This is a genomic window from Flavobacterium sp. MR2016-29, assembly GCF_015350695.1.
Classification (GTDB): domain Bacteria; phylum Bacteroidota; class Bacteroidia; order Flavobacteriales; family Flavobacteriaceae; genus Flavobacterium.
This window is the reverse complement of the sequence record NZ_JADKPU010000002.1, coordinates 14,683-40,929: the sequence shown is the minus strand read 5'-3', so window position 1 is coordinate 40,929 and position 26,247 is coordinate 14,683. Positions and strand designations below refer to the sequence as shown.

27 protein-coding genes are annotated in these 26,247 nt (G+C 33.4%); 5 read left to right on the top strand and 22 right to left on the bottom strand.

The window, feature by feature from the left end:
• Positions 1 to 5: 5 nt before the first annotated feature.
• The 7 genes from IR010_RS06120 to ruvC all read right to left on the bottom strand — a co-directional run bounded on the left by IR010_RS06120 (position 6) and on the right by ruvC (position 4,713).
• Positions 6 to 719 carry a PH domain-containing protein gene (locus IR010_RS06120; protein ID WP_194567981.1) on the bottom strand — a complete coding sequence of 238 codons (714 nt, stop codon included), beginning with the start codon at positions 717 to 719 and terminating at the stop codon, positions 6 to 8.
• Positions 720 to 782: 63 nt separating this feature from the next.
• Positions 783 to 1,154: an MmcQ/YjbR family DNA-binding protein gene (locus tag IR010_RS06115; protein WP_029271701.1), complete on the bottom strand. Its 372-nt coding sequence runs from the start codon at positions 1,152 to 1,154 to the stop codon at positions 783 to 785.
• Positions 1,151 to 1,513, bottom strand: a complete 363-nt coding sequence (locus IR010_RS06110; protein WP_029271702.1) for a DUF4260 domain-containing protein — start codon at positions 1,511 to 1,513, stop codon at positions 1,151 to 1,153. The genes IR010_RS06115 and IR010_RS06110 overlap by 4 nt, the downstream gene beginning before the upstream one ends.
• Positions 1,510 to 1,911 carry a GNAT family N-acetyltransferase gene (locus IR010_RS06105; protein ID WP_029271703.1) on the bottom strand — a complete coding sequence of 134 codons (402 nt, stop codon included), beginning with the start codon at positions 1,909 to 1,911 and terminating at the stop codon, positions 1,510 to 1,512. The genes IR010_RS06110 and IR010_RS06105 overlap by 4 nt, the downstream gene beginning before the upstream one ends.
• A 180-nt stretch (positions 1,912 to 2,091) precedes the next feature.
• Positions 2,092 to 2,847 carry a cyclase family protein gene (locus IR010_RS06100; protein ID WP_194602517.1) on the bottom strand — a complete coding sequence of 252 codons (756 nt, stop codon included), beginning with the start codon at positions 2,845 to 2,847 and terminating at the stop codon, positions 2,092 to 2,094.
• 87 nt (positions 2,848 to 2,934) lie between these two features.
• Positions 2,935 to 4,083: a radical SAM family heme chaperone HemW gene (gene hemW, locus IR010_RS06095; RefSeq protein WP_194602514.1), complete on the bottom strand. Its 1,149-nt coding sequence runs from the start codon at positions 4,081 to 4,083 to the stop codon at positions 2,935 to 2,937.
• Positions 4,084 to 4,158: 75 nt separating this feature from the next.
• On the bottom strand, positions 4,159 to 4,713 hold the full coding sequence (gene ruvC / locus IR010_RS06090; protein WP_082586749.1) for a crossover junction endodeoxyribonuclease RuvC: 555 nt from the start codon (positions 4,711 to 4,713) through the stop codon (positions 4,159 to 4,161).
• A gap of 108 nt (positions 4,714 to 4,821) precedes the next feature.
• Between ruvC and IR010_RS06085 the strand changes: the two genes are divergently transcribed.
• Positions 4,822 to 5,766: a lysylphosphatidylglycerol synthase domain-containing protein gene (locus IR010_RS06085; RefSeq protein ID WP_194602511.1), complete on the top strand. Its 945-nt coding sequence runs from the start codon at positions 4,822 to 4,824 to the stop codon at positions 5,764 to 5,766.
• On the top strand, positions 5,763 to 6,866 hold the full coding sequence (locus tag IR010_RS06080; protein ID WP_194602508.1) for a glycosyltransferase family 2 protein: 1,104 nt from the start codon (positions 5,763 to 5,765) through the stop codon (positions 6,864 to 6,866). Before IR010_RS06085 ends, IR010_RS06080 begins: the two co-directional genes overlap by 4 nt.
• An 88-nt stretch (positions 6,867 to 6,954) precedes the next feature.
• On the opposite strand, the gene IR010_RS06075 is transcribed toward IR010_RS06080, so the two are convergent.
• A complete protein-coding gene (locus IR010_RS06075) occupies positions 6,955 to 7,440 on the bottom strand; it encodes a hypothetical protein (protein WP_029271712.1) in 486 nt (161 codons plus the stop codon).
• Between the two features lie 46 nt (positions 7,441 to 7,486).
• Positions 7,487 to 7,717 (bottom strand): hypothetical protein, encoded by a 231-nt coding sequence (locus IR010_RS06070; protein WP_157495026.1) that lies wholly within the window; start codon positions 7,715 to 7,717, stop codon positions 7,487 to 7,489.
• Positions 7,718 to 7,916: 199 nt separating this feature from the next.
• Between IR010_RS06070 and IR010_RS06065 the strand changes: the two genes are divergently transcribed.
• Both IR010_RS06065 and IR010_RS06060 read left to right on the top strand, forming a co-directional pair.
• Positions 7,917 to 8,417 carry a DUF456 domain-containing protein gene (locus tag IR010_RS06065; protein ID WP_029271714.1) on the top strand — a complete coding sequence of 167 codons (501 nt, stop codon included), beginning with the start codon at positions 7,917 to 7,919 and terminating at the stop codon, positions 8,415 to 8,417.
• 281 nt (positions 8,418 to 8,698) lie between these two features.
• Entirely contained in the window at positions 8,699 to 9,301 is a 603-nt protein-coding gene (locus tag IR010_RS06060) for a DUF937 domain-containing protein (protein WP_029271715.1), read from the top strand.
• A gap of 65 nt (positions 9,302 to 9,366) precedes the next feature.
• Here the strand turns inward: IR010_RS06060 and IR010_RS06055 are convergent, their stop codons facing one another.
• The 6 genes from IR010_RS06055 to IR010_RS06030 form a co-directional block, all read right to left on the bottom strand.
• The gene (locus tag IR010_RS06055) at positions 9,367 to 10,275 is read right to left on the bottom strand and encodes a pseudouridine synthase (protein ID WP_029271716.1); all 909 of its coding nucleotides are present in this window, start codon (positions 10,273 to 10,275) and stop codon (positions 9,367 to 9,369) included.
• Between the two features lie 313 nt (positions 10,276 to 10,588).
• Entirely contained in the window at positions 10,589 to 11,545 is a 957-nt protein-coding gene (locus IR010_RS06050) for a geranylgeranylglycerol-phosphate geranylgeranyltransferase (RefSeq protein ID WP_194602505.1), read from the bottom strand.
• Positions 11,546 to 11,608: 63 nt separating this feature from the next.
• Positions 11,609 to 12,199, bottom strand: a complete 591-nt coding sequence (locus IR010_RS06045; protein ID WP_194602502.1) for a DUF502 domain-containing protein — start codon at positions 12,197 to 12,199, stop codon at positions 11,609 to 11,611.
• A 70-nt stretch (positions 12,200 to 12,269) separates the two neighbouring features.
• Positions 12,270 to 13,208 carry a mevalonate kinase gene (locus tag IR010_RS06040; protein WP_029271721.1) on the bottom strand — a complete coding sequence of 313 codons (939 nt, stop codon included), beginning with the start codon at positions 13,206 to 13,208 and terminating at the stop codon, positions 12,270 to 12,272.
• Positions 13,209 to 13,238: 30 nt separating this feature from the next.
• Positions 13,239 to 13,589 carry a four helix bundle protein gene (locus tag IR010_RS06035; RefSeq protein ID WP_194567993.1) on the bottom strand — a complete coding sequence of 117 codons (351 nt, stop codon included), beginning with the start codon at positions 13,587 to 13,589 and terminating at the stop codon, positions 13,239 to 13,241.
• A 28-nt stretch (positions 13,590 to 13,617) separates the two neighbouring features.
• A complete protein-coding gene (locus IR010_RS06030) occupies positions 13,618 to 14,706 on the bottom strand; it encodes a diphosphomevalonate/mevalonate 3,5-bisphosphate decarboxylase family protein (protein ID WP_194602499.1) in 1,089 nt (362 codons plus the stop codon).
• Between the two features lie 163 nt (positions 14,707 to 14,869).
• On the opposite strand from IR010_RS06030, the gene IR010_RS06025 reads away from it, so the two are divergent.
• Positions 14,870 to 15,346, top strand: a complete 477-nt coding sequence (locus tag IR010_RS06025; RefSeq protein WP_194567997.1) for a TspO/MBR family protein — start codon at positions 14,870 to 14,872, stop codon at positions 15,344 to 15,346.
• 66 nt (positions 15,347 to 15,412) lie between these two features.
• Here IR010_RS06025 and IR010_RS06020 read toward each other — a convergent pair whose 3' ends face one another.
• From IR010_RS06020 to IR010_RS05990, 7 genes are all read right to left on the bottom strand, one after another.
• Entirely contained in the window at positions 15,413 to 16,060 is a 648-nt protein-coding gene (locus IR010_RS06020; protein ID WP_194602497.1) for an HAD family hydrolase, read from the bottom strand.
• 4 nt (positions 16,061 to 16,064) lie between these two features.
• Positions 16,065 to 17,273: an NAD(P)/FAD-dependent oxidoreductase gene (locus tag IR010_RS06015; RefSeq protein WP_194602494.1), complete on the bottom strand. Its 1,209-nt coding sequence runs from the start codon at positions 17,271 to 17,273 to the stop codon at positions 16,065 to 16,067.
• A complete protein-coding gene (locus tag IR010_RS06010; RefSeq protein WP_194568002.1) occupies positions 17,270 to 17,947 on the bottom strand; it encodes a glycerophosphodiester phosphodiesterase in 678 nt (225 codons plus the stop codon). Before IR010_RS06010 ends, IR010_RS06015 begins: the two co-directional genes overlap by 4 nt.
• 110 nt (positions 17,948 to 18,057) lie before the next feature.
• Positions 18,058 to 19,644, bottom strand: a complete 1,587-nt coding sequence (locus tag IR010_RS06005) for an alpha-amylase family glycosyl hydrolase (protein WP_194602491.1) — start codon at positions 19,642 to 19,644, stop codon at positions 18,058 to 18,060.
• Positions 19,645 to 19,813: 169 nt separating this feature from the next.
• Positions 19,814 to 21,691, bottom strand: a complete 1,878-nt coding sequence (locus IR010_RS06000; protein WP_194602489.1) for a glycoside hydrolase family 13 protein — start codon at positions 21,689 to 21,691, stop codon at positions 19,814 to 19,816.
• Between the two features lie 106 nt (positions 21,692 to 21,797).
• A complete protein-coding gene (locus IR010_RS05995; protein WP_194568005.1) occupies positions 21,798 to 23,912 on the bottom strand; it encodes a glycoside hydrolase family 97 protein in 2,115 nt (704 codons plus the stop codon).
• Between the two features lie 27 nt (positions 23,913 to 23,939).
• The gene (locus tag IR010_RS05990) at positions 23,940 to 26,243 is read right to left on the bottom strand and encodes a glycoside hydrolase family 65 protein (RefSeq protein WP_194602486.1); all 2,304 of its coding nucleotides are present in this window, start codon (positions 26,241 to 26,243) and stop codon (positions 23,940 to 23,942) included.
• Positions 26,244 to 26,247: the final 4 nt, after the last annotated feature.

Sequence of the window (26,247 nt, the reverse complement as noted above, 5' to 3'; positions counted from 1 at the left end):
ACATTTTACATGTAGCTCAAAATCTCTTTTTTATATGCATCGTATTCTCCCTGCATGATCAAACCGTTGTCAAGCAGTTTTTTGTAATTCTGTAATTTATCAAAAAGTTCTTCTTTAGATAATTCACTTAATTTGCGTTCTCCTGTAGAAGATTGTGTTTGCTGAATTGGCTCATAAGTTTCATAAGAAGGAGTTGTTGCTGGCAGAATTTCAGCATAATTTGTTACTTCTTCAGTTTCTACTTCTTCGATCTCATCTTCAAAATTCTCCACTTCTGGGGTTGGCTGAGCAGTTTCTATAGCTGGTGCCGAAATTGTAACTGGATTTTTAAGTAAATCCAATTGTTCTTTGGCATATGTATAAATTTTTCTAGCTTGAATTTTTGGAATATAATCGATAGAAATTGATAAATCAGTATTTGTATTAAATGAGAATTCTGAACCTAGAATATTTTCTTTTACAAAAGCACCGGCGATATCATCCCAAGTATAATCTGTAAAATCCATAGAAAGACCTAAATTTTTAGGCTTGCAGATGATTATTCTTTTATTTGTTAAAACAATACTATCAGGAAAAACAGTAATTGCAGGTTTTTTTTGAACTGCTATATATCCAACTTCTTCGCCTTTCATCAACAAATCGTTGAGTTTTGAAGTGATTTTTTCAATCGCTTTTGGATCTTGTTCTTCGTTCAGAAATTTTTTAAATTGTTCTTTCATATTTTAATAAGTTGCTAAGTAACTGAGTTGCTAAGTTTTTTTCTTACCGTGCAAATGTAATGCCTAATTTTCTAATTCGATAATTTCATTCTGAATTTTCTTCGTCAAACTTTTGAAAACCAATTCATACGAATGATCAATGAGTTCTTTGACGAATTTGTCTGGAAGATTTCCGTTCAAAGCAATCGTATTCCAATGTACTTTGCTCATATGAAAACCAGGTTTTATTTCTTCATATTCCGCTCGCAATTCCTGAGCACGATCTGGATCACACTTTAAATTGGCAGAAGCTTCATTCTTTTCCCATTGAGATAATGAGGATAAAGCAAACATTTTACCACCAACTTTAAAAACTAAAGTATCTTCATCAAAAGGGAAATGTTCTGTTACGCCTTTTCTAGAAAGGCAATATTCATAGAAAGTTTCTAGATTCATACCATGTTATTTTTACCAATTTTACCTAAATGTGTGTCTTGAAATCCTGTTTCATACTTTAATCCGTAACCAAACATTCTATCCATTGATGAGTGTGAAAATAAAATAATTCCGGACAATTGCAAAATTTCAATTTTAAAATAACAGCCCAATATGTAAATTATAACGGCAATTCCTTTATGATGAAAAACATTGTAGAAAAATGCACCGCTTTTATTTCCAAAAATATAACCCAGCATCGATAAATCAGGTGCTAAAATTAAAGCCAAAAACCACCACCATTCATAATTCAAAAGGCTGAATAAATAGATTCCGAGTACAAATAAGCTTAATTCTTCTAGTTTAATTATTTCTTTCATAATAGTTTTTTTTCCATCATTTTTTCAGGATGTTCTAATTTTTTAAAACCAAATTTTTCATATAAAAAGTGCGCATCTGTTGTCGCTAATCTCCAAATTTTAATATTTTTAAGAACAGGTTCGTTCATCATATTTTCAACTAAAACAGACGAATATCCTTTACCGCGATGTTCTTCAGTAATAAAAACATCCATCACATATCCAAAAACTACAAAATCGGTAATTACGCGCGCAAAGCCAATTTGTTTGTCATCTAAATAGATTCCAAAACAAACAGAAGCATCAATTGCAGTCTGAACTTCTTCGATAGTTCTGGGCGCTGTCCAATAAATAGCTGCCAAAAAGTTGTGTATAAACGGAACGTCAAGTTTGGTTTTATCAGTTGAGACACTAATCATAGTTTTGTTTTTTTTAGCCACGAATTACACGAATTTACACGAATTTATTTTTTGCCAAGATTAAAGGATGAAAAATAATTCAATCTGTGTAAACCTTTGGCAAAAAAAAGCAAGATTTAGTCAGTGAAAATTAGTGTAATTGGTTCGCCAATTCCCTTTCGCTCGCGTTGTGGCAAACCTTTAAATCTTATATAAAATCGGTTTTGATGGACTTGCATCGTTTTCAAACGAAGCGATTTGAAGATTTAAAATATAATTTCCATCTTCAATTTCGTCTGGCACATAAATCATTTCGGTAATTGTCGCATTCAATCTGGCATCAGAATTTAGATTATGTGTGTCTTTTACATTCCAAAATGCTTTGTGAGCCAGTAATTTACCTTCGTCATGTTCTTTGTCAACGCTTGGTAAATCAATCAATAAATGTTGAATTTCGCTTTCGCGGATGAAAGTGGCAGCTTCTTCAGACAAATAAGGCGGATTTGTATTTGAATATTTTCTTGATTTTTTTTCTTTTTGATTGGGAAGTGTTCTAATAATCAAAGCCTCGAACGATGTCACATTGAGGGAAGTCGAGATGCTTTCTTTCGTAATAACGAGATCATCCCCAATTTTCTCAGGCTCAATGGTAATCAATTTAGCAGAAAAGAAAAATTGCTTAAGCGACTGGTTAATACTGTAAAAATCATTTGTAATATGCCCCAAACATTCTGTGTGCGTCCCATGCCCATGAGGGTTGAAGAATATATTATTAAAATTTGTAGATGATTTTCCTTCCGAAACTTTTCCGATCCAATCGCCGAAAACTACAGGTTCAATAACTGGTTTTTCGATATACCAGGCAATTGGGTTTTCGTCTGTATTGGTTAATGGAATAGAGATATCAATGGGTTTTGATAAGTCGATTTGATATTTATTGTCTAAAAATGCTAGCATAATGGAACACGGATTTTACGGATATTCTAACGCAGATTTTACAGATTGATCAGCGTTGCTTGCATCCGTTTTATCAGCGTCCAAATTTTATTCTTCCAAATTTAGATAAAATAAATCTGAAGCAATTCCATCCGTTAAAAATTTTCCTTTTGGAGTTGGTTTTAGAATGTTGTTTTCAATGGAAAGCAAACCATCGTTTAAGAATTTTTGAGATTGTTTTTTCAGATAATTCAAATATTCCAAACCAAATTCATTTTCAATTCTTTCTAAAGAAACGCCCCAAATTGTTCTTAAACCAGTCATAATATATTCGTTATAGCGATCTGAAATAGTCAGGATTTCTGTTTCAATTGGAAGTTCATTGTTCTGAATCGCTTTCAAATACAATGAATTATTTGCAATATTCCAGCCTCTTTTTTCGCCGTCATAACTATGTGCCGAAGGGCCAATTCCAATATATTTTTTTCCTAACCAATAAGCCGAATTGTTTTTGGAAAAATAATTCTCTTTCCCAAAATTCGATAATTCGTAATGAATAAATCCATTTTTTTGGAGCGTTTCAACCAAAATCATAAAATGATTTGAAGCGGCTTCATCTTGCGGTTCAGCGATTTTTCCAGTCTGAATTAATTTGCTCAAGGCTGTTTTGGGTTCAACCGTCAATGCATAACTCGAAATATGTGGAATGCCAAAACTCAAAGCCGTTTCGATATTCTGTTTCCACATTTCATCTGTCAATCCAGGAATTCCGTAAATTAAATCGAGTGAAATATTATCAAAATATTTTGTCGCTTCTTGTAAGCATTTTATGGCTTCCACCGAATTATGAGCGCGGTTCATCATCTTCAAATCTTCTTCATAAAAAGACTGAATACCAATGCTTAATCGGTTTATCGGACTCTTAGATAATTCAAAAATTCGCTCCGCGGACAAATCATCGGGATTAGCTTCAAGTGTAATTTCTGGATTATCTGAGACTTTATAGTTTTTATAAACTTCTAAAATTAAAAAATTGATTTCGTCATTGGTCAAAACAGAAGGAGTTCCACCTCCGAAATATATTGTCTCTACTCCCGAGAATTCGGGATCGTTCTCAAACTCATTTTTACGCATGCCAATTTCTTTGGCCAAAGCCAAAACCATTTCATCTTTCTTTTTCATTGAAGTCGAAAAATGAAAGTCACAATAATGACAAGCCTGTTTGCAAAAAGGAATATGGATGTAGATACCGCTCATTTTTTTTAATTAGATAATGTGCCAATTTGATAATTAGATAATGAAAATTAGGTTCGAAGAAATTATCTAATTATCTCATTTTCTAATTTTGTCCTCATTTTGTTTCACAAAAGCATCCCAGCCCGAATAACTTTTTCCTGCTACGACTTTTCCTGAATTAAAGTGATGACAAACTGCCGCTGCCAAACCGTCGGTTGAATCGAGATTTTTGGGTAATTCTTTTAATCCTAAAAGCTGTTGGAGCATTTTCGCAACCTGTTCTTTGCTGGCATTTCCGTTTCCGGTAATCGCCATCTTTATCTTTTTAGGTTCATATTCCGTGATCGGAATATCTCTTGAAAGGCCTGCTGCCATGGCAACGCCTTGTGCGCGTCCAAGTTTTAACATCGATTGTACATTTTTACCAAAAAAAGGCGCTTCAATCGCAATTTCGTCAGGATGATGCGTTTCGATTAATTCGATGGTTCTTTCAAAAATGATTTTTAGTTTTTGGTAATGATTGTCATATTTGGACAATTGCAATTCGTTTAACTGCAAAAATTCCATTTTTTTATTGATGACTCTAATTAATCCAAAACCCATAATTGTGGTTCCAGGGTCAATTCCTAATATGATGCGTTCTTTTGTCAAGAGAGTTTTGTTTCAAGTTTGATGTTTAAAGTTTCAAGTTTTTGAAATGAAACGATTCATTTTCTCATTTTCAAATTGCCACATTTCCAAATTGATTACTTTTGCGGCATGATTTCAATTCCTCACAAAGCTAAGCAATTCCTAGTTCTTCTAATCAAACTTTTGATTGTTGGCGGTGCATTTTATTTTATTTACAATCAGCTGGCCAACAACGACAAATTGGACTGGAATAAGTTCATTGTTTTATTTCGAAAAAATCAGTCGGTTTTAGGCATTTCGTTTATATTACTTTTGAGTGTTTTGAATCGGTATTTTGAGATTTTAAAATGGCAGAATCTCGCCAAAGTAATTCATCAAATCTCGATTCACGAAGCTACTAAGCAGGTTTTAGCCGCTTTAACGGCTGGAATTTTCACACCAAATGGAGTAGGAGAGTACGCAGGAAAAGCTTTGTATTATCCAAAATCGGAAGCAAAAAAAGTTGTTTTTTTAAACTTGATCTGCAACGGAATCCAAATGATTTTAACGATCATTTTTGGAATTTTTGGGTTACTTTATTTCAATGCACAGTTTAATGTTATTACAACCAAAACAGTCTTAATCTTGTTCGGAGGATTTCTGCTAATTCTGATTATTTTATTTTCAATCAAAAAAATAAAAGTCAAAGGATATTCAATTGAAAAACTAATTCATAAAATCAACGAAATTCCGAAGCCTATTCATAGAAAAAACATTTTTTTAGGCATTTTAAGATATTTGGTTTTTTCGCACCAATATTACTTTTTGTTTTTAGCTTTTGATGTCGATCTGCCTTATTTAACTTTAATGGCAGCAATTACATCAGTATACTTTTTAGCTTCATCATTACCAACATTTCAGTTTCTAGATTTTGCAGTTAAAGGAAGCGTCGCTATTTATTTTTTCGGAATTCTTGGCGTTAACGAATGGATTGTCATTTTTATAAGCACTTTGATGTGGTTTTTAAATGTTGTATTACCAGTATTTTTAGGGAGTTATTTTGTGCTGAATTTTAAAACGAAAACAGCAGCATGATTTTTGCTTTGTTTGCCATATTAGCTATTTACATTGTAAACATTAGTTTGCTTATTTATGGTTTTTTCAAAGTCAAAAAATATCAAAAAAAAGATTTAAAGCCACAGACAAGTTTTGCCATAATAGTTCCGTTTAGAAATGAGGAAGAGAACCTTCCAAAACTTTTACATAGCTTTTCAAAACTAAATTATCCAACAGATTTATTTGAAGTTATTTTAGTTGATGATAGTTCGAGAGAGAAATTTCAAGTCTCACATTTCACATTTCACATTTCACAAATAAACAATATTCGGGTTTCAAATTCTCCCAAAAAAGATGCGATTACAACCGCAATGCTGCGCGTAAAGACGAATTGGGTAATTACCACAGATGCTGATTGTCTTGTTCCAGAAAACTGGCTTTTAACTTTTGATAATTATATTCAGGAAAATAAAGTTTCGATGCTGGCGGGAGCAGTAACGTATGAATGTGGAGATTCATTTCTGCATCATTTTCAGCAATTAGATTTGACAAGTTTACAAGGCGCAACAATTGGAAGTTTTGGTTTGAACAAAGGTTTTATGTGTAACGGAGCTAATTTTGCTTACACCAAATCATTGTTTGAAAATTTAAATGGTTTTGCTGGAAATGACAAAATTGCAAGTGGAGATGATGTCTTTTTACTGCAAAAAGCAATTGAAAAATTCCCAGATGAAGTTCATTATTTAAAAGCAAAAGATGCAATTGTAAGCACAAAACCAACAGAAAATTGGAAATTCTTATTTCATCAAAGAGTGCGCTGGGCAGCAAAAACAAGTTCGTATAAAAGTATTTTCGGAAAGTGTTTGGGAGTAATAGTTTTTATTGGAAATCTCAGTTTCGTGCTCGGTTTTCTTTTTTTACTTTTTGGAACACTTTCTTACCCTTTATTTGTCATGCTCGCTTTTTTCAAGTTTATAACCGATTTTGTTTTGCTTTATATCACAAATCGATTCTTAACGAAAAGCAGAATCAAAAGTCTTATTTTGAGCAGTTTGCTGTATCCTTTTTTCAGTTCAGCTGTGGCGTTATACAGTTTTTTTGGCTCCTACGAGTGGAAAGGAAGAAAGTTTAGAAGCTAGTTTTTTCAACAATATAAGTTCTATAGTTTTATTTAATAAAAACCTTAGCTTGAATTGCTTACATAACTTATATGCTGAGATTTATAAATTATTTTCTATCTCTTTCTTTAAGAATTACAGGTAAAATAAACTGTGTTTTTACTGGAATACCACGTTTTATGGCAGGATTTATTTTAGGAAAATCGACTAAACGGGCATGAAGAATACTGTCAATTTTAATTGTATCATAAGCAACAGAATCTTTAGGAAACTGTGGCTCAAATTTCATCGTCGCGTTAGGAAATACAGTTACTTTTACTTCAATAGTATCTAATTCTGGATACATAATCGACAAGGTATCAATGTCTAATTTTTCCTGAATAAGCTGTGCCATAACTTCAAAAAAGCATTGCTGACGCTGTTTTTTATCAGGGATTTTTTCGCAGTCTACAACTGATGGATATTCGTCAACTTCTTTCCAGTTGATGGATTTTAATTCCTTTTGGAGTAATTCTTTTTCAGACGGAACCTGCTTCTCAAAATATTGACAAGAATTAAAAAATAAAACGAATAAAAAAAGAGAAAACTGCTTCAAGATTTTGAAATTGAATTGAATAATAGATTATGGTATAAAAATACGATTATTTTTTTTGAGAAGCTTTGTATTGCAGATAATCTTCATAGGTTTCTGAAAGCCATTGCTCTTTGTTTTGTGCTGCAACTTGCTTTTGATCAGGATATAAGTGAGCCAATCGATCTGAGAATGTTGCTATTTGAACTGTATAATTGTAAAATTCTGTTTTTGTTAAAATTACTTTTGAATCATTTTTGCGATTAAAATATTCAAAGAAAAGAGCATCAAATTCTTTCATAGAAAAATTTAATACTTTTTTCTTATTACTTTTATAAATGCTGTCCTGCAATAGTTGATCGTGGACAGATGTTTTTTTTGCCTGTGAATATGTATTATTACAAATCAAGAACATTAAAAAACAAAATAAAAAAAAGTTCAAAAGCTTATACATAGCCTATTTTTACCAAGGGTTTGTAGGGGCAAAATTACAAAAATATATGGATTTACTATTAGTTGCACTAGGTTTTATTTGCATGATTGTTGGGGTTTTTGGCAGTTTTTTGCCCGTATTGCCTGGCTTAACGAGTTGCTGGATAGGTTTGCTGCTATTACATTTAACAAAAGCAGTAGACAATAACTATTGGCTTTTAGGAATTACCCTTTTAATTACGATTGTTATCACCATTCTCGATTACGTAATTCCCTCAAAAGGAACCAAAAAATTTGGAGGAAGTTCGTATGGAGTTTGGGGAACGAATATTGGTTTAATAGTGGGAATTTTGGCTCCTATACCTTTTGGAGTTATCATTGGTCCATTTGTTGGAGCATTTGTCGGCGAAATGATTTATGACTCGACAAATCATAAAAGAGCATTAAAAGCGGCCACTGGATCGGTACTCGGATTTCTTGCATCAAGTTTTATTAATTTCTTATTTTGTATTATTTTTCTAGGTATTTTTTTAAGTGTGACATGGGAATATCGAAATATTTTGTTTTAATTATGTAACATTCAGTTAAGCTTTTTCTTATTTTTCTTTCATTTTAATAAAATAATTCATTTTTGTAAAAAAATATTTTCACTTTGTTTTGATTACGAAAGGGTTATGTTTGCTGGGAGTTGAAGTTTTTTATGTTAAACAAGTGTTAATCGGTGTCTGTAATTTTTAACTTATTTTTTGGAAATGTTAAAATATTTTATATTTTTATCCTGATAAACGATGAAATAGCCCCTTTTGTCGATTATTTCGAATAGTTTTAAATAATTTTAAATTAAATTACTATGACTCCAAACCTACAAATTGAACTTAGACGTTTTATCTCTTCTAATGTTGTTTCAAAGTTAAATAAGTTTTATTTTGAAAATGATGCACTTTTAATCAAAGGAATTGATGTATCAATCGGAACCATTCTAATGGGATTGTATAATAAAGCCGGAGAATCAGGTTTCTACAAAGAAATTATTTCACTAATAGAAGACAATTCCACATTTTACCAAGAAGTCGATTTTGTCTCTGGCAGAATTTTAGCGGTCGACGACTGTTACAGATTAGAAGGAAATGCACTGCTTAAAGAAATCTTTACTACTAAAAAAGGAAGAATTTCAGAAATGATTTCAAATGAAGTCGGAATCAAAAGTGAAACTGCAAGAGAAATACTTAACTTCTCAGCCCTGTTAGTAGTTTCTTATCTTAAAAATAATATCCAATTATTAGACAGTTTAAAATTATTGTTAGAAGAACAAAAACGAGATATTTTAAACAGCATTCAGCCGGGAATCAAAATTATCTTAGGATTTACGTGCCACGAAGTAGTTGAAGATAAAAACCAAACAATGGGAAGATCAATATTTACTCTTTTCGGACATAACTTTTTCAGCTTCTAAATAAAAAAAATCCCATCTTACAAAGTAAAATAGGATTTTATATAAAGTACTATTTGAACCGTTTCTTAAACGTTTTTCAAATTGATGATTTCTTGCTCAGTCAAAAAGCGCCAGTTTCCTCTTGGCAAATTCTTTTTGGTTAAACCAGCAAATGACACGCGGTCAATACGTAAAACATCATATTCAAAGTTTTCGAAAATAGCACGAACTACTTTTACATTAGATGAACGTAATTTAAGACCTATCTCACTTTTAGGTTCATTATCAATATAACTCACCTCTTCAACAAATACACGGTGCCCGTCAAGAACCAAACCTTTGCTGATTTTTTCTAAATCTTCAAATTTCAAGTTTTTATCTAATGAAACCTGATAGATTTTAGATGATTTCTGACTCGGTAAAGTAAATTTACGAATCATATCTGTATCGTTAGTAAACAACAATAAACCAGTTGTGTTTTTGTCCATTCTTCCGATAGGAGCAATTTTTGCAGTAGTAGAACCACGCACAAGTTCTAAAACATTACGATATTCCTGACCTTCGTCAAGAGCAGTTGTAAAGTTTTTTGGTTTGTTAAGCAAGATGTATTCTTTCTTTTCAGGAGTTAAGGTTACGCCGTCAAAATTTACAACATCGTTTAATTTTACTAAATAACCCATTTCAGTTACCGGAACGCCATTTACTTTTACGTTTCCAGACTGAATGTATATATCGGCATCACGACGCGAACAAGCACCTGAATTAGAGATGTATTTGTTCAAACGAATCTCGTCTGCAGCTTTCTGTCTTTTAGGAGCCTGGTTTTGTTTTTTAATTTTTTCTGCCTTTTCTTCAGCAGCAGCCTTAACAGCAGGGTTCACTTTTTTTGGCCCTTGAGCGCGCTTCGCCATAGGAGGTTTTGGCTTGTTAGAGTTTGGTCTAGAGCCACTTGGTCTAGATCCGCCTCTTTTATTATTGCCTTCCTTATTGTTCATAAATTCTGTAATTTGTGCAAAGATAGTTTATTCTTGCTAAATAATCCTAAGTTCATTGTTCTTAGATTAATAGCTATGATTTTTTAGAGATATAGGAGCATCACAATTGGCCTTTTTTTAGGCATGGTTTCCCGCTTTTTGCTTCAATCTTTTATGGCGAACCCCGCCACAAAAGGATTTTCGCAACAATCGGGGCTAGATTCAAACAATTGGCCTTTTTTTCAGGCATTCTAGGAACTTTCTGGTAAAAACATTAAAAAAAACTCGGTGAAGCTTTGTGATTTTTTTTGTGTATCTCTGCGGTATACTAATTTTAAACCTTTAAAAGTAAATTTTTTCCGTGCCATAAAACACTCGGATTTATCAGGATAATGCAAAAAACGCCAGATACAATCAAAAACTTCAAAACATTATGAAGGATTAAAAACTGCTCTTTAGAGTTAGATTTCCATAAAAAAATCAAGAAAAACAGCAATATAGCGAAACATAGATAAAAATATAGATCCATATAACCAACATCGTAAACATTGATTAAAACATACACCGGAAGTATTGTCAAAATTGTTAAAGCAGTAATAATCTGTTTCGAAACGGTTTCGTTATAAAGTATTGGAATCGTTCTGTAATTGTTGGCCAAGTCGCCTTTTAAATTTTCTAAATCCTTTATCATTTCGCGAATCAGCAATAATAAGAACAAGAAAACAGCATGGGCTGAAATTACCATAAAATGACTCATATGATCTTCAATTTCTTCAAACGAGATCTTGTTGTAGAAATACAATAAAATCGCAAAAAAAGGAATAACCGCTAACAATGCCGAAGTTAAGTTGCCAATAATAGCGTATTTTTTTATTTTATGAGAGTAAAACCAAATCAGGAATATATAAGCTGAAAAGAATAAAAAAGCGCGCCAAGAAACAATGAGCGCCATTAAAACCGCCAAAAAATTCAAACTAAAATAAACCGACAATTTTGTTTTCTGACTGACTAAGCGATCCAGCATCGATTTATTGGGTCTGTTGATCAAATCTTTCTGACTGTCGTAAAAATTATTGATAATATATCCGGAAGCAATTGTAATCGCAGATGCAAAAACAATCAAAAACAAATTAAAATCGAGCAAAATATCAAGTGCTCTCTTATCTGGAGCTAATATAAAAATTGCCGAGAGATATTGTGCCAAAACAATAATCGGAATGTTATAGCCTCTCACAACGGAGAACAAACTAACAATTTTCATTACTAAAAGCTTCTGCTGTCTGCTTAACATTTTTCTGTAGTTAGTTTGGAATTTTTATTTTTTGAATATTTTTAAAAAATGTTTTTTGTAAAATTAAAGTTTGTCTTTTAATAATGATGCAGAGCCATAACCTAATTTTCGAATGCAAGCTAAGGCTTCTTTTTGAGAAATTTCGATTTCTTTGATGTCTTTTTTTTCTACAAAACAAACTGACCCGCTCCACGGATTTGGAGCATCTGGAACAAAGACTGCAAAATTATTTTCATTTATCTGTTCGATCAAAAAAGCGAATTGCAATCCAGCATCTGTAGGAACCAAGATAACTTTTAAATCTTGTTTAGATTCAAAACCCATTATATTTTCATTCATGTTTTTCATAAATGAATATCCAGGAATGAAGCTTAAAATTCCGTTTTCTAATTTTTGAACCAGCTTTTGGGCTTTTGCTGTTCTGCCTAATAATCCAGCTATAAAGCATAAAACGATTATAATTAAAATACCTATAAGTTCTTGGAGTGCTAGTCCTAAAAATTGTACTCTTGGCAGATGACTTACTAGCGGCAGTGTTATTTTTTGAATGATATGATATCCTTTTTCGAAAAGAACAACTAATAAAATTAGCGGGGCCAAAAATAAAATTCCTCCTAAAAAAGTTGCTTTGATGATTTTTAAAATACTTTTCATTTCAATAACTTTTTTAGGATTAGATTTAGGAAAATGTATTCAAATAACGGAGGCTTTTAGGGAATTTTGCTTAAAACTGATAAACCACTTCTAGTTTATAATCTTTCAAAGATGCTTTTGCGCGTTCTAAATCTTCGGTAAAACCAAGAATATAACCGCCGCCGCCAGAACCACAAAGTTTTAAATAATAATCGTTTGTGTCAATTCCGTTTTGCCAGATTCCATGAAATTGTTCTGGAATCATTGGTTTAAAGTTATTTAAAACGACTTTTGAAAGCTTTTTAGTATTGGTAAACAAAGATTTCATATCGCCATGCAAAAAGTTTTCTACGCAGGCGTCTGTATATTTTACAAATTGGTTTTTAAGCATCGCACGAAAACCTTTGTCTTTTAGGTTTTCCATAAAAATGTTAACCATTGGAGCAGTTTCGCCGACAATTCCAGAATCTAATAAAAAGACAGCACCTTTTCCGTCAAAACTTTGAGTCGGAATTCCGGTTGCTTCAATATTATCTTTAGAATTAATTAAAATCGGAATACTCAAATAGCTGTTTAAAGGATCTAAACCAGAACTTTTTCCGTGGAAAAAACTCTCCATTTGAGAAAATATATTTTTTAATTGTAAAAGTTTTTCGCGTGTTAAATTTTCTAAAACGGTAATTTTATGTGTAGCATATTTGTCGTAAATAGCTGCAACAAGAGCACCGCTGCTTCCAACACCATATCCTTGCGGGATACTAGAATCAAAATACATTCCGGTTTCGACATCATTTTTTAAAGTCAGCAAATCAAAAGAAACCAAATTTGGCTGTTCATTTTGTAAAGCTTCCAGATATGTTGTATAACGTTTTAAACTTGCGTTTGATGCAATTGCTTCTGCCGAAGGATTTTCGGATTTCTTCAAAGCACCATTGTAAAAATTATAAGGAATAGAAAGTCCTTTAGAGTCGCGGATGATTCCGTATTCTCCAAAGAGTAATATTTTTGAGTAAAATAATGGTCCCTTCATAATTGAAAATTAATAATTAACAATTGATAATTATATGTTTTTAGAAGTTTTTATGATACTCGTAAGTAATCGTAATAATTCTATGATTTTAGGTTTAATATTTTGAAACTCTATATCAGAAAGATATTTTGTTTCGTGCAGCAAATCTAACCAATATTCTGTTTCATTCGCTTCTTTTAATGAAATAGATAATTTATGAATAAAATCTGCTTTACTTTGAGCATGTTCAGATTCTCTTACATTTGCACCAATTGATGTTCCTGAGCGCAAAACTTGTCTAGATAAAACAAATTCTTTTTTCTCGCTTAAAACTTTATAAAGGTTTACAATGTCAATTGCAAAAGCAAAAGATTTATCTTTAATAATGTTTTTCTTTTCCATAAAGTTACAAATTATTAATTGACAATTGTTAATTATCAATTAATAAAGATCCTTCTCCAATTTGATCGCAAATGTACTGACGATTCTGACAAAATACAACTAATTCGTCCTGAATAAATTGCAGTACTTTTTCGCTAACGTTTTCGGGATATAATACATGCACATTTGCTCCAGCATCCAGCGTAAAACAAACCGGAATTTGAGTTTCGGTTCTAAATTTCCAAATTGCATTTATGATTTGCAATGTATTTGGTTTCATCAAAATAAAATACGGCATCGATGTCATCATCATGGCATGCAAAGTCAAAGCTTCGCTTTCGACAACTTTAATGAATTCGTCTAAATTTCCGCTTTCAAAAATCTTAATTAACTGATCTAAGTTTTCGTGCGCCTGAGCAAAACGTCTTTCAGCATACGGATGATTGTGCATTAAATCATGGCCAACTGTGCTTGAAACCTGTTTTTCGCCTTTGTCAACCAATAAAATAGTGTCTTGATAATTCTTGAAATTTTTATGAATTGCGTACGGAAATTCGATTCCAAATAAATCTGAACTTCCTTCAATATTTGCTTGATTTCCCCAAACTACTACATTTCCTTTTACGCTTCGGCATGCACTTCCAGAACCTAAACGCGCTAAAAATGATGCTTTTTGGTAGAAATATTCATCGGTCATTTCAGGATTTAAACCTTTCTCTAAACTCATAAAATTCATTGCCAAAGCGGCCATTCCAGATGCCGAAGACGCAATTCCTGAACTGTGTGGAAACGTATTTTGGGTATCAATCGTAAAATGATACTCTTTCAAAAACGGCAAATAAACTTCAACTCTTTCTAAAAATTTTTGAATTTTTGGTTTGAAATCTTCTTTTGGCTGTCCCTCAAAAAGTAAATCAAAAGAAAAAGAATTTGAATTCTCTTTCTTCTCAAATCCTAATTTCGTAACAGTTTTACAATTATTAAGAGTAAAACTCACCGATGGATTTGCGGGAATCTGATTGTCTTTTTTGCCCCAATATTTTACTAATGCAATATTGCTGGGAGCGCTCCACTCAAAATTTCCGTTTTCAATGGTTGAAGTATATGTTTTAGGAATAAAATCAGCTGCTGTAAACATGAATTATAAAATTTTGGCAAAGATAGCTTTTTCACCATAAAAGATATTTTTTTCACCGTATAAGTTATATAAGAAAATGTTGAAGTTAACTGCAATGAACTTACATGACTTATGTGGTTTAAACTTTCTTTTTGACTATTTTTGAATAAAAAAAAACACAAAAATGAATAAAGTAACACGAATTGCAATAGCGGTAATCATTTGTCTGGCAGTTGGATATTCATCATCAACCTTTACAAAAGCGGGAGTAGAAACGTGGTATCCAACAATTCTGAAACCAAGTTTTAATCCGCCAAATTGGGTTTTCATGCCAGTTTGGACCTTGCTTTTTATTTTAATGGGAGTGGCAGCAGGAGTAGTTTGGGATAAAATAAACCAACAGGAAGAGCAAGTAAAAAAAGCTTTAGGTTTCTTTTTGATTCAATTGATACTTAATGCAGTTTGGTCGTATTTGTTCTTCGGACTAAAAAATCCGATGCTGGCTTTGATCGAAATTGCACTTCTTTGGCTTATGATTTATGAAACGTATTTAAAGTTTGACAAAATCAATAAAATTGCGGGTTATTTGCTGATTCCATACATGGCTTGGGTAAGTTTTGCAGGGATTTTGAATGCAAGTATTTGGTGGCTGAATCGATAAGGTTTTAGTTTTCAGCCACAGTAAACTGGCAGTGTAAAAATGAGAATGAAAACTATTTGAAATACTTTAAACTATTTCAATTAAATCTGAAGGATTATGAATAACCAATTTCGCGCCGCTTGCCATTAATTCTTCTTCTGTTCGATAACCCCAAGAAACTCCCACGGGAAGCATATTAGCGTTTATTGCCGTCTGCATATCAATATCTGAATCGCCTACAAAAAGAATTTCTTCTGGTTTTAAATTCCAATTCTTGCTAATTTCCAACGCCTCAAACGGATTTGGTTTTTTTAATGCTTCGGTACTTAAACCAACTGCAGCATCAAAATAATCAGGAAATATTTGGGCTGCGATTTTTTTGGTAAGCTCATCGGCTTTGTTAGAGAAAACCGCTAATTTGATATTTTGAGAAGCCAGATTATCTAATAATTCGACAATGCCTTCGTACGGTTTTGTTTTTATCGTACAAACTTCACGATACGTTTCGATCATACAATCAAAACAATTTTCAATTTGTTCTTCAGAATTGTTGGATGCCGGTAAAGCCTTGCTAACTAAGTTTCGCAAACCGCTTCCTATAAAATATTGATAGGTATCGTAAGTATGAGTTGGATAATTTAGACCTGTAAGTACAGTATTCATTGCATCTGAAATATCTTCTAATGAGTTTACTAATGTTCCGTCTAAATCAAAAATAATTCCTTTAAATTTCATTCTATTATATATTATTGGCCAAAATAAACCCGCTTGTCCAGGCATTTTGAAAGTTGAAACCTCCCGTAATCGCATCGATATTTACAATTTCACCAGCAAAATAAAGGTTTTGATGCAATTTGCTTTCCATTGTCTTAAAATTGATTTCTTTTAAATCTATTCCTCCGGCGGTTACAAATTCTTCTTTAAAAGTACTTTTTCCGTTTACCTGAAATTTGGCTTTTGTGAGTTGAGAAGCTAAATTCTGCAATTGATTTTTAGATAAATCGGCCCATTTTGTTTCTCCTTCAATTTCTGAAGCAAGAACTAAACTTTCCCACAGACGATTAGGAAAATCGAAAGGAGATTTTTTTGAAACTGCTTTTTTGGCGTGTTCCTGTTTTAAGTCTTTTAGGATTTTTTCTGCATCTTCGGTATCAACATCGTTTAGCCAATTTACGAAAATAGTAAACTGATAATTTTTATCGAATAAAGTTCTAGCACCCCAAGCAGAAAGCTTTAGAATTGCAGGGCCGCTCATTCCCCAATGCGTGATTAATAAAGGTCCGGTCGATTCTAGCTTAGTATCTTTTACGTTTACAGTAACTTGTGCGGCAACACCAGGCAATTCTTTAATTCGTGAATCTTTGATGTTGAAAGTAAATAGGGAAGGAACTGGGCTAACAATGGCATGACCTTGTGTTTGAAGCATTTCCCAGATTTTAGGATTGCTTCCCGTTGCTAAAACTAATTTTTCTGTTGCGTAATTTGTATCTTGAGTATCAATTTTCCAGTGATTTTCGGCTTTAAAAATCGATTGTACACTTTGTCCTGTCAAAACTTTTATGCCTAATTTGCCAGTTGCTTCCTGAAAACAATCAATAATAGTTTGGGATGAATTAGAGATTGGAAACATTCGTCCATCATCTTCGATTTTTAATTCTACGCCATGTTTTTCGAACCATTCAATTGTATCTCCTGAACAAAACTGATGAAAAGGCCCGCGAAGTTCTTTTTCGCCACGGGGGTAAAATTTAACCAATTCATTGGGCTCAAAGCAAGCGTGTGTTACGTTGCATCGTCCGCCTCCGGAAACGCGAACTTTAGAAAGCACTTCTTTTCCTCTTTCTAAAATGGCAATTTTCATTTTCGGGTTTTTCTCTGCAATATTAATTGCTGTAAAAAAACCTGCAGCGCCTCCGCCAACAATGATTATGTCGAAATTTTTGATCATATTTTATCTGGAAAATCAGTGATGATTCCGTTTACTTTTAAATTTTTTATTTTTTGAATGTCTTCCTCAATATTAACTGTCCAAGGTAAAACCAGAAATCCCTTTTCTTGCATTTGAAGAACATTTTCTGAATTCAATAAATGATAATAAGGATGAATTGCTTTTGCTTTTATCGTTTCGGCGAAAGCCAAAGCCAAATTAAGATCTGTTTCTGTTAAAACCCCAATCGGAATATTTGAATTTAAATTGTGAACTTCCTGCAAGGCATTCCAATCAAAACTAGAAACGATAAAATGCTCGTAATTCCAGTTTTTCTCCGAAATGTATTCTTCTATTAAAGCTACAGCTTTGCCTAAAGTTTCGTAACTTTTCAATTCTATATTGATAAAGCATTTTTTGTCAACCAAATCGAAAACTTCTCTTAGGGTCGGAATTTCATGTTTCCCGTCAATCAAAAATGATTTTAATTCGGTCAAAGATAATGTATTTACAAAACCTTTTCCGTTGGTCATTTTGTCTATGGTTTCGTCGTGAATTACGATAATATGTCCGTCAGCGCTTAAATGAACGTCGAGTTCAATTCCGTCAGCATTTAAGTCTAATGCTTTCTGAAAAGATTGTAAAGTATTCTCGGGTTCGTATCCTTTGGCACCGCGATGTGCTATTTTTAGCATGTCTAGAAAGTTTAAACGCAAAGGTCGCAAAGTTTTACGCAAAGGTCACAAGTTTTTTTAAATCTTTGCGAGACCAGCGATTTTGCCTTGCGTTCTTTGCGGTTAAACTTTTAGATTTTTTCTAATAAAACAAGTCCAAATTCAGAATCTATTATTGCTTTTCCGTTTTGAACTTCGGTTTCTTTTCCAGAAAAAGCGTCTTTTAATTTTGTTCCGTCCTTAAAAACAGAATCAACAGGAAGTTCTTTATATCCGGTTCCTAAATCTAGTCCAATTATGACCTCATCTTTATGATTTTCTTTGTTATAAACTCTTGAAAAAATATACGGTTTGTCTGAAATCATTTTGTGGATTCCTGCGCCAACTGCAGGATGATTTCTTCGAAATTGCCCTAATTTTTGCCAATGCAAAAGAATTCTTTGTGTCTCAGGATTTGACTCAATCTCTTCCCAATTCATGAAAGATCGAAAAGTGGCGTCGCCTTCTGTACCTTCAATGGCAAGCGAACGTCCAGATTCGTCTCCATAATATACTTGAGAGATGCCCGGTGAGAGCAATAATTTAGTTCCGGATTCAAAAGCGCGTTTGCGATCCGCATCAAACGGACTATCATCATGCGATGATACATAATTAAGTACGCTGAAACCTTTTAATTCATTTTGAAGCTTGTCTGAATACTTAGAGAATATAAATTCATAGTCATTTTGAGCATCTAACTTAAACTCAAAATTGATCATGTTGTTAAAACCTTTTTCAAAATAATTTACTTTTCGGTCGCCAAAATCATACTCTTGTCCGCTACTAATTTCGTAACCGTAAACCTCAGCAATAGTATAAAACGGATTTTGATCGAGCACTTGCAAAGGATGATGTTTTTTCCAGGTTTCAAAAGCGTAATCGCATTCTTTTCTAAAATCAATCCATACATTTTCTTCTGTATGTTTCACAGTATCGGCTCTATAAGCATCAATTCCAAATTCTAGAATATAATCTGTCAGCCATTTTATAATGTAGTATTTTGGTGTTCTTGGATAATTTGTTCTTTTAAAAAATTCATCAAGTGAAGTACTTTCTTTTTCATAACGATCTTCCTTTTTCCATTTTTCGATTAGAAAAGTAGGAAGCTCGACTTCTTTAGTACTTTCAGTTCTTACATCCGGAAGATTATCAACAAGAGTACACATTGTTGTGTTTTCAAATGATTTGTAATCGCAGACAATGCCAGTTCGAACCCAGTCTTCCGGCCAAATAGGATCTTCTGGAGTTACAGGTCCCGTATGATTTATAACGCCGTCTAAAATAATTCTGATGCCTTTTTCGTGAGCCTTTTTAACCAAAAGGGCTAAATCATTTTTGGTGCCAAAATTAGGATCTAAAGCCGTCCAGTCTCTTGCCCAATACCCGTGATACCCGTAAGTAAGACCAGTTCCTTCATCAACACCATCGTGAATTTGTTCGACTATTGGTGTAAACCAAATAGCATTTATTCCCAGTTCATCAAAATAGCCTTCGTCGATTTTTTTCATAATTCCGATGATATCACCGCCTTCAAAACCGCGTAATTTTCCTGGAGTTTTGGTTCTGTTGAAATTGATATCGTTTGAAGGATTTCCGTTGTAAAAACGATCGGTAAGTAAAAAGTAAACGTTTGCTCCCTCCCAGATGAAAGGTGGCTTTTGAGTATTGTCGTTATTCATTGAAATGATTATGAATCTTAAAGATAAAAAAAGAATGGCGTATAATAAAAAATTCCGCCACGAAATCACGAATTATTATTTTAAAAATTCGTGATTTCGTGGCGGAAAAAGTTTGCGTAAACGCACAGCAGTGTGTTTCTACTTTATATACATACTGTGTGTTGAAATCTTATTCCAATTCTAAAACAATAGCGGATTTTGGTTCTAAAGTAATTTCAGAAGAAATATCAAATGTTTTTCCAGTTAAAACATCTTTTCCTGATTTAAAGTTTTTGATGTTTTCTTTAAAACGACTTGTTTTAACTGACTGCTCTTTTGAATTATTATTGAAAACGACCATTACGGTTTTAGTATCCGTATATCTGAAGTAAACATAAATGTTGTTTTCTGGAATATAATGCGTCATTTTTCCAAAGTGAACCGCTTCATTTGATTTTCTCCAAGTGAATAATTTTGAAGTAAAATCAAAATATTTTGCTTGCTCAGCTGTTCTTCCTGCTGCGGTTAATGCGTTGTTTTTGTCGCCAGCCCATCCGCCAGGGAAATCTTGACGAATGTCTGCATCACCGCCTTTGCCTTTGTCACCACCCATTCCAATTTCTGAACCGTAATACAATTGCGGAATTCCACGAACGGTTGCTATTAAAGTCATAACCAATTTGTATTTCGTGAAATCGTATTTATAGGTATTATTAATGCGATCTGTGTCGTGATTTTCGGCGAAAACTAAAATACTATTCGGATTTGGATATAAATAATCTAACGTAAAATTGTTGTAGAATTTAATCATTCCGTTATCCCAATTCGCATTATCGTCATTGAAAGCAGAGCCAATTTGATCTTGCAAAGTAAAATCCATTACGCTTGGTAAATTCGAATTGTAGTTTTCGATTGCGCCAATTTTACTGTCTTTTTGCCAATACGATAAATTTGCCTGATTGTGCATCCAGATTTCGCCAACAATATTAAAGCTTGGATATTCTGTAGTAATTGCTTTCGCCCAATTTGACATTGCAGTGGCATCAGAATAGTTGTAAGTGTCCACTCTAAATCCGTCAAGATTGGCATATTCAATCCACCAAATGGCGTTTTGAGTTAAGTATTTTGCAACTAAGGGATTTCTTAAATTCAAATCCGGCATAGAAGGCACGAACCAACCGTCAACACAAATTTCCTGATCCAATTTAGAGGCATGAATATCTGTAATAACTTCACGTCTGTGGTGCGTTTGTGTGTAGTTTTCGAATTGATTTATCCAAGATTTTGTTGGCAAATCTTTAATCATCCAATGTGTAATTCCCCAGTGATTGGTAACGTAATCCATAACCAGTTTCATGTCTTTTTTATGCAGTTCTGAAGATAAACGAACATAATCTTCATTTGTTCCGTAACGTGCATCTATTTTGTAAACATCAGATTGTCCGTAACCGTGATATGAATGTTTTGCGTCATTGTCTTCGCATAAAGGCGTACTCCAAACTGTTGTTGCACCCAAAGATGAAATGTAATCTAAGTTTTTGATAATTCCTTCGATATCACCGCCGTGGCGTCCGCCTGGTTCTGTGCGGTTTCCTTTTTCGGTTAAAATGGCATCGCTGTCGTTTTTAGGATTTCCGTTAGCAAAACGATCCGGCATGATTAAGTAAATCATGTCTGATGCATCATAACTTTTTCTGTCTGCAGAATTTGCTCTTCTTTCTTTAAGCGAATATTTCTGTGTAAAAGCTACTTTATTTTTGTTTTTGAAAGAGAAAACCAATTCAGATGCTTTTACGTCTTTCGTATCTATTGTTACGAAAAGGTAATTGGGGTTTTCTGTTTTCTCTACATTTTTAATCACTACATTATTTGAAACCGAAGCTTCATATTGTGCGATATTTTTTCCGTAGAACATTATTTGCAGTTCTGGGTTTTTCATTCCGGCGTACCAAAATGGCGGTTCTACTTTTTGGATTTGCGCTTTCGCGGAAGCGGAAAACAACAGAACTATAAGGAGTATTTTATAAAAAGAAAGGTTTGTTTGAAAAAATGTTTTTGGATTGTTCATAATAATGAAGAATTTAAACCATATAAAAAATGTAAGAACAATTAAGAAAAAAACTGGGGAGATTTTAATTTTAAATGAACTTACATTTCTTATATAGTTAATTAAATTATTTTGTTTCAATAATGCTTATTGCGTATCCTCCGCCTGGAGCAGATAATTGCGATAATTTTGATTTGTTTGTTACAGCAATTTTCTTGACCGTATAAGCCTGCGGATTTGTTTTGTAATGCGCATCTTTTGCATCAGCATAAATTGTTGCCGTGTATTTTTTACCTTTTTCAAGGAAGCTGAAATCGATGTTTGATGTACGAGGCGTTTCTCCGTTTACGTTTCCAACGAACCAGTTGTTTGTTCCTTTTGCTTTACGGGCAACCGTGATAAAATCGCCTGGTTCAGCCTCAATATATTTGCTTTCAGACCAGTCTACAGCTACATCTTTAATGAATTGAAATGCATCTGGAAAACGGTTGTAATTTTCTGGAGTATCTGCCGCCATCTGCAACGGACTGTACATAGTAACGTATAAAGCCAATTGATTACAAATTGTACTGTTTACATGCGATTTGTTATCTGGATTCATTTTGCTGATATCCATTTCGAAGATTCCCGGAGTGTAATCCATTGGACCTCCAATTAAACGTGTAAATGGTAAAACTGTTACGTGATTTGGTTTAGAACCTCCAAAAGCTTGGTATTCTGTTCCTCTTGCAGCTTCGTTACCAATTAAGTTTGGATATGTTCTGCAAATTCCTGTTGGGCGAACTGCTTCGTGAGCATTCACCATAATTTTATAATCAGCCGCTTTTTCGATAGCGTATTGATAATGGTTTACAATCCATTGATCATAATGGTTCTCACCGCGAGGCAAAATATCTCCAACGTAACCGCTTTTTACAGCATCGTATCCGTTGTCTTTCATGAATTGGTACGCTTTGTCCATATGGCGTTCGTAGTTGCGAACAGAACCAGAAGTTTCGTGGTGCATGATGATTTTTATTCCCTTAGATTTAGCGTATTCGTGCAAACCTTTTACATCAAAATCTGGGTAAGGCGTTAAGAAATCAAAAACATAATCTTTTGAATGTCCAAACCAGTCTTCCCAGCCTTCGTTCCAACCTTCAACTAAAACTGCGTCAAAACCATTTGCAGCAGCAAAATCAATGTATTTTTTTACGTTGGCATTGTTTGCTCCGTGTGTGCCGCTTGGTTTTGCTTTTGAGAAATCAGAAACACCCAATTGAACTGTAGGAAAATCATTTGTATAAGACCAAGAGCTTTTTCCTGTAATCATTTCCCACCAAACACCAACGTATTTTACAGGTTTAATCCAAGACGTATCATCAATTTTTGATGGATCATTTAAGTTTAAAGTCATTTTTGAAGACAAGATTTCTCTTGCATCGTCGCTTACCATAATCGTTCTCCAAGGCGAATGGCTTGGCGCCTGCATATATCCTTTATCACCTTTTGCATCTGGCGTTAACCAAGAAGTAAAAGTCATGTTTTTATCATCAAGATTCAAGTGCATACAAGAATAGTTGATCAAAGCGGCTTCGTGTAAGTTGATGTAAATCCCGTCATTTGTTTTTAACATCAAAGAAGTCTGAACTCCTGTTGGTGAAAAGTTCTTTTGAGAAACGTTTGCTGTATATGCTTTTTCAGACAAACCTCTGATTTCAGATAATTTCGATTTTGTATAATCATATTCCTGAGTATCATAATCTCCTGGAATCCAAAAAGCAGTATGATCTCCAGTCATTGCAAATTGAGATCTTTCTTCTTTGATTACGAAGTAAGTAAGATTCTTTTGTGCAGGAAATTCATATCTAAATCCTAAACCGTCCTCAAATAAACGGAAACGAATTATGATTTGTCTGTCTGTTCCTTTTTGATTTAAAGTTACAGCCAATTCATTATAATGATTTCTGATATTGTCAACTTCTCCCCAAACTGGTTTCCACGTTTCATCAAAAGTCGAAGTTTTAGTATCAACAACTGTAAAGTCATTCAACAAAGATTTTTTGTCATCCTTAAGTTCAAGACCTAATTTACTGGTTTTTACAACCTCTTTATTTTTGTATTTTAAATTGTACGTTGGAGTTCCGTCGTTTTGCAGAGAAAATTCCATTACGAACTTTCCTTCGGGTGATTTTAATTGCTGCGCTTTTGCAATATTGCTGACCGCAAACAAAATTAAACTTGCGAAAAATAAGTTTTTCATGTTTTTAAGTTTTAAGTGTATTGTAATTTAATTTATTTGTACAAATTTACTTGCAATTACAGGATTTCCATTAACCACAATTGTTAAATCTTGATCGCCGTCTACAGTAAATGTTGTTTCGTTATGATTTACAGCTACTTTTAAAATTTGATTTCTGAAATTAATTTTAAAAGAGTAACCTTTCCATTCTTTTGGGATTTTTGGAGAGAAATGCAATTGATCGTTTTTTACTCTCATTCCGCCAAAACCTTCAACAATGCTCATCCAGGTTCCAGCCATAGACGTGATGTGACAGCCTTCTTCAACTTCTTTATTATAATCATCTAAATCCAAACGAGAAGTTCTTAAATAGAATGTATATGCCATATCCATTTTGTCTAAAACGGCAGCCTGAATCGAGTGTACGCAAGGCGAAAGCGAACTTTCATGAACCGTAAATGACTCGTAAAAATCGAAGTTTTTTTCTAATTCTTCTCTCGAAAAATGATCTTCAAAGAAATAAAAACATTGTAAAACGTCAGCTTGTTTGATGTATGGCGAACGTAAAACACGATCCCAAGACCATTTCTGGTTGATTGGACGCTGCGAACGATCTAAATCTTTTACTGGAACTAGATCTTTGTCTAAGAAACCATCTTGCTGTAAATAAATACCCAATTCTTTTGAAGTTGGAAAATACATGTTATCTGCCACTTTTTTCCATTCCTGAATTTCAGCACCGGCAAGATTTACTTTTTCTAAAATACGTTTGTGATCTGCGGGATATTCTACAGCTACTTTTTTAATTTGTGCTTCAGCATAATCAATACACCATTTTGCAATATAATTGGTGTAAAAATTATTGTTGATGTTGTTTTCATATTCGTTTGGACCAGTAACTCCTAAAATCACATATTGATTTTTCTGCTTTGAGAAAGAAGCTCTTTGGTGCCAGAAGCGAGCAATTCCGATTAAAACTTCTAATCCTTTTTCCGGAATATAAGAGTAGTCGCCCGTGTAACGGTAATAGTTATAAATTGCAAAAGCAATCGCACCGTTTCTGTGGATTTCTTCATGGGTGATTTCCCATTCGTTGTGGCATTCTTCACCGTTCATGGTCACCATTGGGTACAATGCTGCGCCGTTTTTGAAACCTAGATTATCTTTAGCATTTTCAATCGCTTTATCCAATTGATTAAAACGATACGTCAATAAATTTCTCGCAACCTGCTGATCTTTTGTCGCCATATAAAACGGAATACAATAAGCTTCGGTATCCCAATAAGTAGATCCGCCGTATTTTTCTCCTGTGAAACCTTTTGGGCCAATATTTAAACGAGAATCTTTTCCAAGGTAAGTTTGATTTAATTGAAAGATGTTGAAACGAATACCTTGTTGGGCTTTTACATCTCCATCGATTGTAATATCTGACATTTCCCAGATTTTTGCCCAAGCTTCAATTTGATTTTGAAGTAAAACATCGTATCCTGAATTTAGAGCCGATTTTATTACTTTTTCTGCTGCTGACAATGTATTTTCGTGATTTAAAGAAACTGTATAACCACCAATTTTTTGAATTGATGAGGTTTGTCCTTTTGCAATAATAGTTCCGTAAGTAAACTGAACTTTATCAGCAGTAGAGTCGATTGTTGAAGGAGAAATATGAATATCTTCTCCGTTTGCAAAAATCGTATTGTGCATAAAAGTCGTAACTTTAAAATGCGTTTTAAAAGTCTGTGCTGTAACAAAAGCTTCGTTTGTTCCTTTTTTTACTTCAAGAGGTTCCCAAAATTTTTCTTCCCAGTTTGCATCTTCGTTTGTTACACCAGCGTCAATATAAGGTTTGTAAACGATTTTTGCATGTTTGTTTAAAGGTGTAATTTCGAATTTGATTATTCCAGTTTCATCCAAATCTAAAGAAAGAAAACGACGTACATTAACTGCAATTTCAGTTCCGTTTTTCAAAACTGCTTCAAAAGAACGATTGTACCATCCTTCTTTCATATTCAATTCTCTACGAAAATTTCTAACTTCAGAACATGTATTTAAATCAAGATTTTCTTCGTTGATTTCGATGTCAATTCCAATCCAGTTTGGCGCGTTTAATACTTTGGCAAAATATTTAGGATAACCGTTTTTCCACCAGCCCACTTTTGTTTTGTCTGGATAATAAATACCAGCAATATAACTTCCTTGAAAAGTTTCACCGCTGTAGGTTTCTTCAAAATTGGCACGCTGTCCCATCGCACCGTTTCCGATACTAAAGAGACTTTCAGACGATTTTACTCTTTCTACATCAAATCCTTCTTCTATGATGGACCAATTGTCTGGTTTTATATAATCTTGATTCATTATT

Excerpts from the sequence above, each read along its gene's own strand:
- IR010_RS06120 (WP_194567981.1), bottom strand. The coding sequence starts at position 719 with ATGAAAGAACAATTTAAAAAATTTCTGAACGAAGAACAAGATCCAAAA.
- IR010_RS06115 (WP_029271701.1), bottom strand. The coding sequence starts at position 1,154 with ATGAATCTAGAAACTTTCTATGAATATTGCCTTTCTAGAAAAGGCGTA.
- IR010_RS06110 (WP_029271702.1), bottom strand. The coding sequence starts at position 1,513 with ATGAAAGAAATAATTAAACTAGAAGAATTAAGCTTATTTGTACTCGGA.
- IR010_RS06105 (WP_029271703.1), bottom strand. The coding sequence starts at position 1,911 with ATGATTAGTGTCTCAACTGATAAAACCAAACTTGACGTTCCGTTTATA.
- IR010_RS06100 (WP_194602517.1), bottom strand. The coding sequence starts at position 2,847 with ATGCTAGCATTTTTAGACAATAAATATCAAATCGACTTATCAAAACCC.
- hemW (WP_194602514.1), bottom strand. The coding sequence starts at position 4,083 with ATGAGCGGTATCTACATCCATATTCCTTTTTGCAAACAGGCTTGTCAT.
- IR010_RS06085 (WP_194602511.1), top strand. The coding sequence starts at position 4,822 with ATGATTTCAATTCCTCACAAAGCTAAGCAATTCCTAGTTCTTCTAATC.
- IR010_RS06080 (WP_194602508.1), top strand. The coding sequence starts at position 5,763 with ATGATTTTTGCTTTGTTTGCCATATTAGCTATTTACATTGTAAACATT.
- IR010_RS06070 (WP_157495026.1), bottom strand. The coding sequence starts at position 7,717 with ATGAAAGAATTTGATGCTCTTTTCTTTGAATATTTTAATCGCAAAAAT.
- IR010_RS06065 (WP_029271714.1), top strand. The coding sequence starts at position 7,917 with ATGGATTTACTATTAGTTGCACTAGGTTTTATTTGCATGATTGTTGGG.
- IR010_RS06060 (WP_029271715.1), top strand. The coding sequence starts at position 8,699 with ATGACTCCAAACCTACAAATTGAACTTAGACGTTTTATCTCTTCTAAT.
- IR010_RS06055 (WP_029271716.1), bottom strand. The coding sequence starts at position 10,275 with ATGAACAATAAGGAAGGCAATAATAAAAGAGGCGGATCTAGACCAAGT.
- IR010_RS06050 (WP_194602505.1), bottom strand. The coding sequence starts at position 11,545 with ATGTTAAGCAGACAGCAGAAGCTTTTAGTAATGAAAATTGTTAGTTTG.
- IR010_RS06045 (WP_194602502.1), bottom strand. The coding sequence starts at position 12,199 with ATGAAAAGTATTTTAAAAATCATCAAAGCAACTTTTTTAGGAGGAATT.
- IR010_RS06040 (WP_029271721.1), bottom strand. The coding sequence starts at position 13,208 with ATGAAGGGACCATTATTTTACTCAAAAATATTACTCTTTGGAGAATAC.
- IR010_RS06035 (WP_194567993.1), bottom strand. The coding sequence starts at position 13,589 with ATGGAAAAGAAAAACATTATTAAAGATAAATCTTTTGCTTTTGCAATT.
- IR010_RS06030 (WP_194602499.1), bottom strand. The coding sequence starts at position 14,706 with ATGTTTACAGCAGCTGATTTTATTCCTAAAACATATACTTCAACCATT.
- IR010_RS06025 (WP_194567997.1), top strand. The coding sequence starts at position 14,870 with ATGAATAAAGTAACACGAATTGCAATAGCGGTAATCATTTGTCTGGCA.
- IR010_RS06020 (WP_194602497.1), bottom strand. The coding sequence starts at position 16,060 with ATGAAATTTAAAGGAATTATTTTTGATTTAGACGGAACATTAGTAAAC.
- IR010_RS06015 (WP_194602494.1), bottom strand. The coding sequence starts at position 17,273 with ATGATCAAAAATTTCGACATAATCATTGTTGGCGGAGGCGCTGCAGGT.
- IR010_RS06010 (WP_194568002.1), bottom strand. The coding sequence starts at position 17,947 with ATGCTAAAAATAGCACATCGCGGTGCCAAAGGATACGAACCCGAGAAT.
- IR010_RS06005 (WP_194602491.1), bottom strand. The coding sequence starts at position 19,644 with ATGAATAACGACAATACTCAAAAGCCACCTTTCATCTGGGAGGGAGCA.
- IR010_RS06000 (WP_194602489.1), bottom strand. The coding sequence starts at position 21,691 with ATGAACAATCCAAAAACATTTTTTCAAACAAACCTTTCTTTTTATAAA.
- IR010_RS05995 (WP_194568005.1), bottom strand. The coding sequence starts at position 23,912 with ATGAAAAACTTATTTTTCGCAAGTTTAATTTTGTTTGCGGTCAGCAAT.
- IR010_RS05990 (WP_194602486.1), bottom strand. The coding sequence starts at position 26,243 with ATGAATCAAGATTATATAAAACCAGACAATTGGTCCATCATAGAAGAA.